This is a genomic window from Gracilibacillus timonensis (genome assembly GCF_900086715.1).
In the GTDB taxonomy this organism is placed as follows: domain Bacteria; phylum Bacillota; class Bacilli; order Bacillales; family Amphibacillaceae; genus Gracilibacillus; species Gracilibacillus timonensis.
Genome location: NZ_FLKH01000010.1, coordinates 302,664 through 315,749, shown reverse-complemented (window position 1 = coordinate 315,749; position 13,086 = coordinate 302,664). Strand labels below are relative to the sequence as shown.

At 39.6% G+C, this 13,086-nt stretch carries 12 protein-coding genes; 8 read left to right on the top strand and 4 right to left on the bottom strand.

The window, feature by feature from the left end; genetic code table 11:
* Positions 1-42 precede the first annotated feature (42 nt).
* The 5 genes from BN6556_RS05455 (at position 43) to fba (ending at position 5,027) form a co-directional block, all read left to right on the top strand.
* The gene (locus BN6556_RS05455) at positions 43-630 is read left to right on the top strand and encodes an AAA family ATPase (protein ID WP_066188139.1); all 588 of its coding nucleotides are present in this window, start codon (positions 43-45) and stop codon (positions 628-630) included.
* Positions 631-821: 191 nt separating this feature from the next.
* A complete protein-coding gene (rpoE, locus tag BN6556_RS05450) occupies positions 822-1,355 on the top strand; it encodes a DNA-directed RNA polymerase subunit delta (protein ID WP_066188137.1) in 534 nt (177 codons plus the stop codon).
* A 191-nt stretch (positions 1,356-1,546) separates the two neighbouring features.
* On the top strand, positions 1,547-3,148 hold the full coding sequence (locus BN6556_RS05445) for a CTP synthase (RefSeq protein ID WP_066188135.1): 1,602 nt from the start codon (positions 1,547-1,549) through the stop codon (positions 3,146-3,148).
* 240 nt (positions 3,149-3,388) lie between these two features.
* Positions 3,389-3,748 (top strand): response regulator, encoded by a 360-nt coding sequence (locus BN6556_RS05440; RefSeq protein ID WP_066188133.1) that lies wholly within the window; start codon positions 3,389-3,391, stop codon positions 3,746-3,748.
* Positions 3,749-4,172: 424 nt separating this feature from the next.
* Positions 4,173-5,027, top strand: a complete 855-nt coding sequence (fba, locus tag BN6556_RS05435; protein ID WP_066188132.1) for a class II fructose-1,6-bisphosphate aldolase — start codon at positions 4,173-4,175, stop codon at positions 5,025-5,027.
* Between the two features lie 141 nt (positions 5,028-5,168).
* Here the strand turns inward: fba and BN6556_RS05430 are convergent, their stop codons facing one another.
* The 4 genes from BN6556_RS05430 to BN6556_RS05415 all read right to left on the bottom strand — a co-directional run bounded on the left by BN6556_RS05430 (position 5,169) and on the right by BN6556_RS05415 (position 9,029).
* Positions 5,169-5,849: a ferric iron reductase gene (locus BN6556_RS05430; protein WP_066188130.1), complete on the bottom strand. Its 681-nt coding sequence runs from the start codon at positions 5,847-5,849 to the stop codon at positions 5,169-5,171.
* 17 nt (positions 5,850-5,866) lie between these two features.
* Positions 5,867-6,874 carry a FecCD family ABC transporter permease gene (locus BN6556_RS05425; protein WP_235817456.1) on the bottom strand — a complete coding sequence of 336 codons (1,008 nt, stop codon included), beginning with the start codon at positions 6,872-6,874 and terminating at the stop codon, positions 5,867-5,869.
* Complete coding sequence (locus BN6556_RS05420) at positions 6,875-7,882, bottom strand: FecCD family ABC transporter permease (protein ID WP_066188128.1); 1,008 nt, start codon at positions 7,880-7,882, stop codon at positions 6,875-6,877.
* 178 nt (positions 7,883-8,060) lie between these two features.
* Positions 8,061-9,029, bottom strand: coding sequence for an ABC transporter substrate-binding protein (locus BN6556_RS05415; RefSeq protein ID WP_066188126.1), 969 nt, complete (start codon positions 9,027-9,029; stop codon positions 8,061-8,063).
* 463 nt (positions 9,030-9,492) lie between these two features.
* Between BN6556_RS05415 and BN6556_RS05410 the strand changes: the two genes are divergently transcribed.
* The 3 genes from BN6556_RS05410 to BN6556_RS05400 all read left to right on the top strand — a co-directional run bounded on the left by BN6556_RS05410 (position 9,493) and on the right by BN6556_RS05400 (position 12,938).
* On the top strand, positions 9,493-10,779 hold the full coding sequence (locus tag BN6556_RS05410) for a UDP-N-acetylglucosamine 1-carboxyvinyltransferase (protein ID WP_066189016.1): 1,287 nt from the start codon (positions 9,493-9,495) through the stop codon (positions 10,777-10,779).
* A gap of 504 nt (positions 10,780-11,283) precedes the next feature.
* The gene (gene rho / locus BN6556_RS05405; protein ID WP_078059937.1) at positions 11,284-12,570 is read left to right on the top strand and encodes a transcription termination factor Rho; all 1,287 of its coding nucleotides are present in this window, start codon (positions 11,284-11,286) and stop codon (positions 12,568-12,570) included.
* Positions 12,571-12,692: 122 nt separating this feature from the next.
* Complete coding sequence (locus BN6556_RS05400; protein ID WP_066188124.1) at positions 12,693-12,938, top strand: type B 50S ribosomal protein L31; 246 nt, start codon at positions 12,693-12,695, stop codon at positions 12,936-12,938.
* Positions 12,939-13,086 lie beyond the last annotated feature (148 nt).

Sequence of the window (13,086 nt, the reverse complement as noted above, 5' to 3'; positions counted from 1 at the left end):
TAACATATTAACAGAAGATAAATGTAGAAGAGGTGTAAACTTGTGCAAAGATTAGTTTTTTTTGTAGGTGTAGCAGGGACAGGAAAATCAACAGTAGCAGAGGAAGTTGCAAAACATGTCCCTTGTGCTTTTTTGGATCGTGATACCGTAGGAGGACGTTTTGTTGAGCGTTTTCTGGAAATGAATGGGGAGGATCCCAATGATCGCGATTCCCAGTTTTATAAAGAAAATCTGCGGGATCTAGAATATAATGCAACGAAGGATGTATGTATGGAGAACTTGCGGGTTGGACAAAATGTGTTTATGATTTCTCCTTTCACGACAGAACTCAAAAGCCAAGCGTGGTTGGATGGAGTGATTGCGGCAAGCGGTAAGACAAGAGCAGAGATCGATATCAAGGTTATTATTGTTACATTGCAAGATGTTGAACAACAACGTAAGCGTATTGAAGGGCGCGGTACCGTACGTGATACATGGAAGCTTGATAATTGGGATTCTTATGAAACTAGGGTAGACTTTATCCCGACCATTAATTGGGATATCCCATCCAAGCATATTCATGTGTTTGAAAATTCGGGGGAAATAACGTCAGACAAAGTCGAGCGCCTAGTCGATTTTATTAAGGCATAGACGGACTTGAGGAAACTTGACAATCAATCAAACACTGAGTATTGCATTTCCATGAACAAAGCCATATAATATGGTGATAGACTACATCATCATGTGCTTGGATTTACATATAGAAGCTATTTAAAAAGGGTGTTCACCAAGCTTTTTTGAATACGCACATAGAGATGGATGAAAAAAAGGAGTGCTTAGCTGTGAAGTTACAGGATTTATCTAAAGAACAGATAGATGAAATGGCTATGATTGATATTGCATCAATGATTTTAGAATCCGAAAATAAAGCATTAGATTTTCGCGATATATTTGATCGAGTGGCAGAATTGAAAGGTTTCTCGGAATCCGAAAAAGATGCCTGGATTTCTCAATATTATACCGACTTAAATATTGATGGACGCTTTTTGACAAAAGGGTCTAACCTTTGGGGATTGAAGAAATGGTACCCTGTAGAAGACATCGATGAAGATATTACGGTAGCACCAAAAAGGAAAAAGAAAAAAGCCAAGAAAAAGAAAAAGCAAGAAGAAGAAGAGGTACTGGATGAAACCGAGGATCTTGACGAAACGATCGTTGGTGCAGTTGAGGATCTTCATGACCTTGATGACGACGATGAATTAGTCGACGATGATTTAGAGGATGACGATTTCAATCTGGACGATGAGGAAGACGAAGAAGAGATCGAAGGCGACATCGATGATGAGTTCACTAATGACGACGATTTAGAAAAATAGTTCTGTTAGGCACTTGACTTTCGAGAAGCTTCTAAGTAAAATTTTTATTGGGCTCTATTCATAATAGAAATACATAGCGTTCCCTGCTCAAGGGGAGCGCTATTCTTTTTTTGTGTTATACGAACAATAATAGACACCTTGTGGGCTAGATCTAATATAGAGTGATTAAAATATAGAAAGAGGGATATAGTGTGACCAAGTATATTTTTGTAACTGGTGGTGTTGTTTCTTCCATTGGAAAAGGTATCACGGCTGCGTCATTAGGCCGATTGCTAAAGAATAGGGGATTGAAAGTGACGATCCAGAAATTTGATCCCTACATCAATGTAGACCCAGGGACGATGAGCCCTTACCAGCATGGAGAAGTATTCGTAACCGATGATGGAGCTGAAACGGACTTAGATTTGGGTCATTATGAACGGTTTATTGATATCAATCTGAATCAATATAGTAATATTACGACAGGAAAAATATACTCCACCGTTATTAAAAAAGAACGTCATGGTGATTACTTAGGAGGGACCGTCCAAGTCATTCCGCATATCACAAATGAAATTAAAGACAAGGTTTTTCAGGCAGGCAAGCAAACCAATGCCGATATTGTTATCACAGAAATCGGTGGCACGGTAGGTGATATCGAGTCTTTACCATTTATAGAAGCTATTCGTCAAATCAAGAGTAATATTGGCAGGGAAAATGTCATGTATATCCACTGTACCTTGGTTCCCTATATTCAAGCGGCTGGGGAATTAAAGACGAAGCCGACCCAGCATAGTGTGAAAGAATTGCGATCCTTAGGTATCCAGCCTGATGTCATTGTATTACGGACAGAACACACCATCAGTCAAGAAATGAAAGAGAAGATTGCCTTATTCTGTGATATAGACGAGAAGTCCGTCATCGAAGCGGGTGATGCAGATACGCTTTATCATGTACCGCTTGATTTACAAAAGCAACATCTTGACCAAATTACGTGTGATCATTTTGGCCTGGACTGCGGTGAGGCTGACATGACGGAATGGAATCAATTAGTCCAGCGTGTCTTACAGCTTTCTAAGAAAATAAAAATTGGTCTGGTCGGGAAGTATGTTGAACTGCCAGATGCTTATATTTCAGTAGTAGAGGCGCTGAAACATGCCGGATATGCGCATGATGCAGATGTAGATATTAAATGGATTAATGCAGAAGGAATTACTAGCAGTAATGTGTCGGATGAATTAGCCGATGTGGAAGGATTACTAGTACCAGGCGGATTTGGTGATCGAGGAATCGAAGGGAAAATCGCTGCGATTCGTTATGCTCGTGAGAATCGACTTCCTTTCTTGGGCATATGTTTAGGTATGCAGCTGGCAACTGTTGAATTCGCCCGCAATGTAGTTGGATTGACTGGAGCCAATTCCTTTGAGATTGATCCCAATACACCACACCCTATTATTGACTTGTTACCAGAGCAAAAGGATATTTCTGACCTTGGTGGTACCTTGCGCCTTGGAATTTATCCATGCCGTCTGCAAGAGGGAACAAAGACCAAAGAGGCATATGGCGCCGAAGATATCGTTTATGAACGTCATCGTCACCGTTTTGAGTTCAATAATGTATATCGAGAGCAAATGGAAGATCACGGCTTTGTATTCTCTGGTACAAGCCCGGATAAGAAATTGGTAGAAACGATTGAACTAAAAGATCATCCTTGGTTTGTTGCATCTCAATTTCACCCAGAATTCAAATCAAGACCTACTCGTCCACAACCATTATTTAATGGATTTATCCAGGCGGCCGTTCATGCAGAATAGCAGAAAAGGCACCGTAGTTCAGCTGAACTATGGTGCCTTTTTGTGTTTTTGTATATGAAAAGGATATTAAAGGTTTGTTTAAAGGAACGAAATTGCTATTAATAATGTAAAAAAAGTGAAAATGATGCAGGAATTTCACCGGAAATAGCGAATTACAATATATAATTGTCGTTAAATCTTTGACTATTTTTAGACAATGGAATCAACTAGACGAGAAAACGGTAGAAGGGGATAATGAACATGACAAAAACAGTGTTAGTGGTAGATGATCAAGTAGGGATACGCCTCTTATTAGAGGAAGTGATCACGCAGGAAAGCTATCATGTAGAACTTGCCGTCAATGGTAAGGAAGCCTATGAAAAGATAGTAGACAAACAGCCAGATTTAATTATGCTCGACTATAGGCTGCCCATTATTGATGGCCCGAGATTGATTGAAATGTTAGCGGAGAAAAATTATCAGATCCCGATCGTGATGATGAGCGGTTTACCGGATAAGGCGAGGGAAGGGGTAAAAAATATTGATATGGTTTGTGAAATTGTGGAAAAGCCCTTTCAATTAAACGATATACGGGAGATGGTAAGCAATATCTTGAAATAATCAGTCATTCGCCATGATAAACATCTATCCAGCGAAGAAGATAAAAAAGCGTTCAGATAAGGGTTTTCTTATGCAAAAATAAACGACATTGTAATGATTAATAAGATGGAGAACGACACAACTGGCTAAGGAATGGCTGAATAACGTTCGGCGTTTATCCTTCAATATGAAAGAACTCTCAATTCCAAATTTGTTATAAAATGGAACAATGAGCATCTTTTAGGGACTGCCAGTACTTCGAATATATGGCACTTCCATACGCAATATAAAATAATCGAAAGAAATCGCATAAGAAAGCGGTTCACTGAAAAGTTTTGTTGCACCTTTCTGTCGGAATTGGTATTCTATATATTAGGTACAATCATTCACAAACGAACGAATGTTTATATCAACAGAGTTTACATACTTAAAGGAGGAAAAAAGAATGCCATTAGTATCAATGAAAGAAATGCTTATTAAAGCAAATCAAAATAGCTATGCCGTAGGCCAGTTTAATCTTAATAACCTGGAATATGTACAAGCTATTCTTCAAGCGGCAGAAGATGAACAGTCCCCAGTTATTTTAGGTGTATCTGAAGGTGCAGGACGTTATATGGGTGGCTTTGGTGTAGTAGTAGCAATGGTAAAAGCAACAATGGAAGCACAGGGTACTACCGTGCCAGTTGCCATCCATTTAGATCATGGTTCTGGCTTTGAAGCTTGTGCAAAGGCTATTCATGCTGGATTTACTTCGGTAATGATCGATGCCTCTCATGATCCATTTGAAGAGAATATTGCCGTGACTTCTAAAGTAGTGGAGCTTGCCCATTTCCATGGTGTATCTGTTGAAGCAGAGCTTGGTACCGTTGGTGGTAATGAAGATGGAGTACAAGGTGGTATTATGTACGCTGATACGCAAGAGTGTAAAGAATTAGTTGATCGTACGGGAATCGACTGTCTTGCTCCTGCGCTAGGTTCTGTGCATGGCCCTTATCAAGGAGAGCCTAATTTAGGTTTCAAAGAGATGGAAGAGATAAATGTGGTTGCTGGTGTGCCGTTAGTACTTCATGGCGGAACAGGTATTCCAACACAAGATATTCAAAAGGCCATTTCGTATGGTACTTCTAAAATCAATGTAAATACGGAAAACCAGATCCAACAAACAAAAGTAGTTCGCGAAGTATTAGAGGCGAATCCAGAAATGATTGATCCGCGTAAATACCTAGGACCTGGTAGAGATGCGATCAAAGAAACAGTTGTAAGTAAAATGCGCGAATTTGGATCTTCTAACCAAGCGTAAGGTATATTAGAATAGGTAAAAAACACCCTCTTATCGGTTTTCCGAAAGAGGGTGTTTTTTTATGGGACAAGAAAGCATAGAAGCTAAACTACAATGGTATATTAAAAACTATTTCTAACTTTGGAACAAGTATATGTAGACCTATTTTAAGGGGCAAAGTACACAATAGATTCCCTTACCTTTGTTTTTGTCCAATTGATGGTATAAACAACAGGTTTTCCTCCATTGCTCACCCTCTTCCGATGAGAGATAATTGGCTAGTGGATTTATACCTTCAACAAGAGGACTTTGCTGATCACTTAAAAAAATCAAGTCTTTCTGAAACCGATTTATACTGCATATTGGTAGTTCTTCTTGTTTCATTTTTCGGTTGATGGAGGCAATCCTAACAGCCACATTTTCCCATAATATAGTTTTTTTCAACCTTGTTTGTTGATGTAACAGTTCAATTAATGGAGAAATAATCTGCTGCAACAACTCTTGTAGTTTTGCTTGACGCTCTTCTGCATGCTGAACAGATTTATATCCTAATTGGTTGTCTTCACTCGTTAAACGATTTTGATTTGTCCATTTGAGTTGATGGAGTGTAAATTCAGGTGCTTTCTGATAAACAGCCATACAATATAAAGTTGAAGATACCATCATAACAGCTAGGCGTTTCACTAGCATCGAGGCAGCAATACTTGAATGAGAAGCTCCCCATCTCTGCTTTAGTTCTTCTAAAAAATCTTCACAGCTGGATTGCTGCCAAATATCGATTAACCATACACCATTTTCTACTTTATTCCCTTGATCAATGAAAAAACGTTCTAAGTTTAACATCTTTTGTTTTCTCTCCCTTATATATAACGATTTCTATAGAGTAAATAAATAAAAAACGGTGCACCAATACTTGCTGTGAATACTCCAGCGGGAATATCCAATGGCATAAAGGCTATTCGACCAATTAGATCAGCACTCATTAGCATGAATCCACCAATCATTGCGGTAATAGGCAGTAAATGCAACAAGGAATAAGGAACGATTTTCTTCGCTATATGCGGTGCTATCAAACCAATAAAACCAATTCCGCCTGCAAATGCAACCGCGGCTCCTGCTAGACCCACGCTAGTAAACAGTAATGCACAACGTAATAATTGCACTCTAACCCCTAAACTTGTAGCTAATTCATCTCCCAGTTCTAATACTTCCATCGTTTTCGCAAGCAATAGAACTACTATGAATAAGCTGCTAAACCAAATTGACATTTGCCATACTTCAGTCATTGCTGCACCATATAAGCTACCAGTCAACCATAGATAAGCTTTTGTTGTCACCGCCGTTTCGCTAAAAACCACCATGAAAGTTACTAAAGCACTCATTCCTGCTGCTATTCCAATTCCTATCAGAACAAGTCTCGTCGGTGTTACTCCATTTTTCCATGAAAGCAGATATACAAGTGTAGCAACCAAAGCAGCACCGATAATGGCTGCAAGAGGTAACCATTGAATACTAAACATATCTAGCAAAAAGACTATGAAAAATAGGGCTCCAAATGAGCCACCTGATGTAATTCCAATGATATCTGGAGAAGCAAGCGGATTTCTGATAATCGATTGTAGAATTAAACCAGCTGTTCCAAGTGCCGCTCCGACTAATAATGCCAGTAAAGCTCTAGGCATTCTTAATATATTGATTGTAAATACATGCTGATCAGATTGGTGTGTGATATGCTGCCATAATTCTTGGATAGGAATCAGTGTACTCCCAGTAGATAAACTAAGGAGGAATAGAAGAATGACAAGGGTAAGAATAACAATATATGCTTTCCAATTCATCTTGTGTTTAACGGATTGAAGATTTTTCAATTATTTCAACCCCTTGCGTGCGATATAAATAAAAAAAGGTGTTCCGATCATGGCTGTCATAACGCCAATTGGTACTTCTTGAGGCATTATCACTATACGTGCAACAACATCAGATAATAGTAATAAGCTTGCTCCCAAGATAGCGCTTAAAGGAAGGAGCCAACGATGATCCGGACCAATCAGCCCCCTAGCTATGTGCGGCACAATTAATCCAATAAAACCAATGGCGCCTCCAATAGCAACAGAACCTCCGGCTAGCAATACAACGACTATGCCAATCAGTATTTTAATCAGCCAGACCTTTTGTCCAAGTCCTTTAGCTACATCCTCCCCTGAGAGCAGGATATTGACAGATCCGCCCAAAAGTAACGCCGTCATCCATCCTGCGCATAAAAAAGGCAATATAGGCAACAACATATCCATTTCTCGTCCTGCTACTGAACCTGCCAACCAAAACAACACACTTTGCAATCTTTGTTCATCTATCACTAATAGGCCCTGGGTAAACGAAATAAACAAAGCCGAGATGGCGGATCCCGCTAACACGATTTTTATCGATGAAAGACTATTGTTGCCGATAGCCCCCAAACTATATACAGAAACCCCCGCTAGTCCAGCCCCAATAAACGCTATCCACATAAAATGAACAAGTGAATCTAAAGAGAAAAAAGTGACAGAAAAAACAATAAAGAAAATAGCACCAGCATTGATTCCTAAAATATCTGGAGCAGCCAAAGGATTTTTGGTCAAAGCCTGCATCAGCGCTCCTGCTAAAGCTAAACTGGAACCTATTACCATGGCGATAACGGCTCTTGTTAACCGTGAAGTATGTACAATAACATGTTCGGTATTGACTGCATCATAGTGGAACAATGCTTCTAAAGTTTCCGAGAAGGTAATAACTGTTTGTCCTGTCGATATACTTGCGAGAAACGAAAAAATTAACAGTATGCCGCTTGCGATAACGCATATAAACTTTATCGTTATATGATTAGTGGTATGCATCATTCGAACGTCCTTTTCTACGAATTGAGAAAATAAGGAAAGGTTTTACGGTTCCTTTTCAACACATCAAAACATAATTGGAAGGATACTTTCTTGGCTTCTATACTCTCGCTAAGAAACCCACAATCCAATTATAGGTTAATAATTCTTACGTTTACATAAGATCATTCATTTTGTCTTACTATTTTTCTAAATCAAGACGGTCATAGATATCATCTAACATCAGGTTGGCAGCATGAATTCCCCCACCCAAATTCCAGGTGATCTCATCTACTTGATATACTTGATCTGATTGCACGGCGTCTAATTCCTGCCATAGTGGATGCTCTGTCCATTCGTCATAGGTTGTTTCCGCTGCTTCATCTTGAATAAAATAGTAAAAAACATCTGCATTCATCTCTGGGATACTCTCTTTGTCCGTTAGCTGAATGATATCTTGTGTATCATCTGATAATTGCTTTGGCGGCTGAAAACCTAGTTCTTGAAGAATAGAACCAGCAAAACCTGTTAAATAAATCCTAGCGTGGTCTGCTCTAAAATTCAGCACGGATACGTGGTACGGCCAAGTGTCTGCAAATTCAGTTTCTGCCTTATTTTGAAAATCAGTTACCCTATCATTCCATTCTGTTAGAATTTCTTCTGCCTTATTTTGTTCCCCTGTTGCTTCTCCTATTAAATGAATTGTATCTTTAAATGCAAAAACAGTTTCTTCCATGACGGTTGGTGCAATGGCTGATAATTGGTCATAGATTTCCTCATGTCTTACCTTTGAAGCAACAATTAAATCTGGCTCTAATTTATTTATTTCTTCCAGATTAGGTTGTGTTTCTTGCCCTACATATGTAACACCTTCCAAATCATCCTTTAGATAATCGTACATGGGTTGTTGCTGCCATGACTCAACTGCACCTACTGGAGTAATCCCAAATGATATCATTGAATCTGTTGCTCCTTGATAGAGGGTAACAATTTTTTTGGGGTTTCCCTCTATAGTGGTTGTTCCCATTGCATGGGTAACCTCACGAACATCCTCTGCATTCTCCTCCCTATCTGATGAATCCATTGAATCTGTTTCTTGGCTACAAGCTACTAATATAAGTAGTAAAGCCAGTAATCCACCCAATATCCACGTTTTTCTCCTTGTTTGCATGAGAAATCAAACTCCTTCTTTTTGATATTGATAATCATTATCATTTATAGAGTTTACCTAAACTTTTAGTTCGGTGCAAGTTATTTTATGGTAAGTTTGTATATATTGGTTCAAAGAGGTGTAGATAAGTCGAATCTTCGAATCAGTCATAAATAGATAATAAAAAAGAAATATTCTCTTACAAAGGGGGGATAAGTAGAGTAAGTCTCCTAACTCATGCTACACTCAGCAAAATTAACACCATTCAGTGGAATGAAGAAAAAACTAGTGGGGGAATTTCGCTTATTAAGTCAGACCTCCTATTTGAATTCCTCTTCAAATAAGCTATAATAGTATTGATTGAAAAAAGGTTACATAAATATGGTAATCATCGTACAAGCTAATTATAAAATCAAGATAACGATCAAAGGTATAGATAATAGAATGAAACGGAATGGAACTTGAAGAAAGTGAGGATAACATCATGCATAAATTGCTTGTTGAGGGTGGACATCAACTAAGAGGCAAGGTACGTGTAAGTGGAGCGAAAAATAGTGCAGTCGCATTATTGCCTGCAGCTATTTTAGCCGAATCAGAAGTGGTCATTGAAGGACTCCCGGATATATCAGATGTAAAGACATTGAGTTATTTGTTGGAAGAAATCGGTGGTACTGTTGAGCGAAAAGGGCATACGGTACATATCAATCCCGTTAATATGACAGCCATGCCATTACCAAATGGACGCGTAAAAAAATTAAGGGCCTCCTATTATTTCATGGGGGCCATGCTGGGACGTTTTAAAGAAGCCGTCATTGGTTTGCCAGGAGGCTGCTATTTAGGTCCGCGTCCCATTGATCAGCATATTAAAGGATTCGAGGCATTAGGGGCAACCGTGACAAATGAGCAGGGTGCTATCTATTTGCGAGCGGAGAAGCTGACAGGAGCTCGGATATATTTGGATGTAGTCAGTGTGGGAGCTACGATTAATATTATGCTGGCCGCTGTACGTGCAGAGGGACGGACGGTCATCGAGAACGCAGCCAGGGAACCAGAAATTATTGATGTGGCAACCATTTTAACCAGTATGGGAGCGAAGATTAAAGGTGCCGGGACCGATGTGATTCGTATCGATGGAGTCGAACGATTAACCGGTTGTATGCATACCATTATTCCTGATCGAATTGAAGCAGGCACTTATATTATTATGGCGGCTGCTAAGGGAGAAGATGTGATTATAGATAACGTTATTCCACAACACTTGGAACCACTACTAGCTAAATTGAGAGAGATGGGCGTATATATTGAAGAAGGGGAAGAGCATTTACGTGTGCAACGTCGTGCGGACTTACAATGTGTTGATATTAAAACCTTGGTACACCCTGGATTTCCGACCGACTTGCAGCAACCCTTCACCGCCTTATTAACGCAAGCGAAAGGGACTGGTGTAGTTACTGACACCATCTATCAAGCCCGATTTAAGCATACTGATGAACTAAGACGGATGAATGCGCAAATTAAAGTGGAAGGCAGCTCTGCCATTGTACAAGGACCGACACCGTTGGAAGGTGCCAAGGTGAAAGCAAGTGACCTGCGAGCGGGCGCCTCGCTTATTGTAGCAGGACTGCTTGCGAACGGTGTCACGGAGATTACCGGCGTGGATCATATTGACCGAGGATATGCTAATATTACCGAGAAACTCAAAAGTCTCGGGGCAAATATTTGGCGAGAAGAGATGTCTGAACAAGAAATTCAGCAATTTCAGAATTCTTAGCAGATGATAAAGACTGTGGATACACAAGGGCGTTGCTTGAGTGTTTTCCGCAGCCTTTTTTTCGAAAATTTCATATTTCTTAAAAAATAAGTTGAATATCTAGACCGTACCATGTACTATAGAAAATAGTAAGGGCTTAATACGTGCTTCGTATCGTCATCTATACACAGATAGGTGAATGTGGCTCTCATCTCAAATTCTTCTTGAGGTTTTAAGTGATCTCTGTGCTTCCAAAATAATGTTATCCAAATGAATGAAACATTACATAAATGATTCCAAAAAGATTGATTGAGGATTTTTACATGTGTATAAACAGAGAAGAAAAGCAATAGCAAATCCGCTTTGTTGCGCATCACGCAATAGTAGTGTTTGCAAAGCGGCTAAGTCTTGCACTTCCACGCTTTGTGTGTTTTTGCTGTGCAAGTCAGGGGAATGGTTTATGTAGAAAATTTTTAAATCTGTAAGATAAACAAATATTATAATAAATATAGGTGTGGTGATTTTGTGAGTGAAGTAACCATTTCAGAATTAGAGTCAATGACATTGAAAGAATTATATGCCCAAGCAAAAGATTTCAAAGTATCCTATTATGCGAAATTAACCAAAAGGGAATTGGTATTTGCTATTTTGAAGGCACAAGCAGAAAAAAGCGGTTATCTTTTTATGGATGGAGTTTTGGAGATTATTCCTACCGAAGGATTCGGTTTCTTACGCCCGATTAATTATTCGCCGAGTGCCGAGGATATTTATATTTCTGCCTCACAAATTCGTCGTTTTGATTTGCGCAATGGGGACAAAGTATCTGGTAAGGTACGCCCCCCGAAAGAAAATGAGCGTTATTATGGCTTATTACATGTCGATGCCGTTAATGGAGAAGATCCCGAGGCTGCCAAAGAACGAGTGCATTTCCCTGCATTAACCCCTCTCTATCCTGATCGATTAATGAATTTAGAAACAGGACCAAAGTTAATTTCAACACGTATTATGGATTTATTAACACCGGTAGGTTATGGACAGCGCGGTTTGATTGTTGCTCCTCCGAAAGCCGGTAAAACTATGCTGTTAAAGCAGATTGCCAACAGTATTACTACAAACCATCCACATACGAAATTAATTATTTTATTAGTGGACGAGCGCCCGGAAGAGGTTACGGATATTGAACGATCGGTTGGTGAAAACGTAGACGTCGTTAGTTCCACTTTTGATGAAGTACCAGAAAATCACATCAAAGTAGCAGAACTCGTTTTGGAACGTGCCATGCGTTTGGTGGAGCATAAGAAGGATGTTGTGGTTCTGATGGATAGTATTACACGTCTTGCACGTGCTTATAACCTGGTGATTCCCCCAAGTGGAAGGACGTTGTCCGGCGGGATAGATCCAGCGGCATTCCATCGACCGAAACGTTTCTTTGGTGCAGCAAGAAATATCGAGGATGGTGGTAGCTTTACCATATTAGCGACAGCCTTGGTGGAAACTGGATCTCGCATGGATGATGTTATTTATGAGGAATTTAAAGGAACAGGCAATATGGAACTTCATTTAGATCGGAATTTGGCACAACGTCGTATTTTCCCAGCGATCGATATTTTACGTTCCAGCACGAGAAAAGAGGAACTGCTCGTGTCGAAAAATCATTTGGAAAAAATGTGGGCGATCCGTAAGAGTATGCAGGATTCACCAGATTTTCTGGAACGCTTCTTGCGAAAATTACGTTCGACCAAAAGTAATGAAGAATTTTTGACGGCCCTTGATGAAGAAATGAAACGAAAAGGAACAAAAAAATCAGTTTAATGTAACTTACTCTTGCAAACCATGGTTCATACTGATATAATTCTTCTGTGTGACATGCGTGTACGAACGCATGTGAATTAACTCTGTTTCCAAGGGATTCAGGGCAAAAGGAGTGGATAGATATGAGAGACGGAATTCATCCAGAATACCGCAAAGTTGTATTTCTTGATACAAGCTCTGACTACAAATTTCTAACCGGATCAACGACAACGTCCGATGAAACAATCGAATGGGAAGATGGCAACACCTACCCATTAATCCGTGTAGAGACTAGTTCAGCTTCTCACCCGTTCTATACTGGTAAGCAAAGAGCTGACAAAGTCGGTGGTCGTGTAGATCGATTCAAGAAAAAATACAACCTTAGCTAATCGGTATTTTAAAAAAACGATATAAGGTTTAGAAACAGACAAATGGTTACTCATTTGTCTGTTTTTGTTTGAGTGAAGGAAAGAACCTAGAACGGAAAAAAATCCGAGGGAAACGACCGTCATCACGAAAATGACGGCCAAAATCCGA

Coding starts and splice junctions, on each gene's coding strand:
- BN6556_RS05400 (WP_066188124.1), top strand. CDS start 12,693: ATGAGAGACGGAATTCATCCAGAATACCGCAAAGTTGTATTTCTTGAT.
- BN6556_RS05415 (WP_066188126.1), bottom strand. CDS start 9,029: ATGCAAACAAGGAGAAAAACGTGGATATTGGGTGGATTACTGGCTTTA.
- BN6556_RS05420 (WP_066188128.1), bottom strand. CDS start 7,882: ATGATGCATACCACTAATCATATAACGATAAAGTTTATATGCGTTATC.
- BN6556_RS05430 (WP_066188130.1), bottom strand. CDS start 5,849: ATGTTAAACTTAGAACGTTTTTTCATTGATCAAGGGAATAAAGTAGAA.
- fba (WP_066188132.1), top strand. CDS start 4,173: ATGCCATTAGTATCAATGAAAGAAATGCTTATTAAAGCAAATCAAAAT.
- BN6556_RS05410 (WP_066189016.1), top strand. CDS start 9,493: ATGCATAAATTGCTTGTTGAGGGTGGACATCAACTAAGAGGCAAGGTA.
- BN6556_RS05440 (WP_066188133.1), top strand. CDS start 3,389: ATGACAAAAACAGTGTTAGTGGTAGATGATCAAGTAGGGATACGCCTC.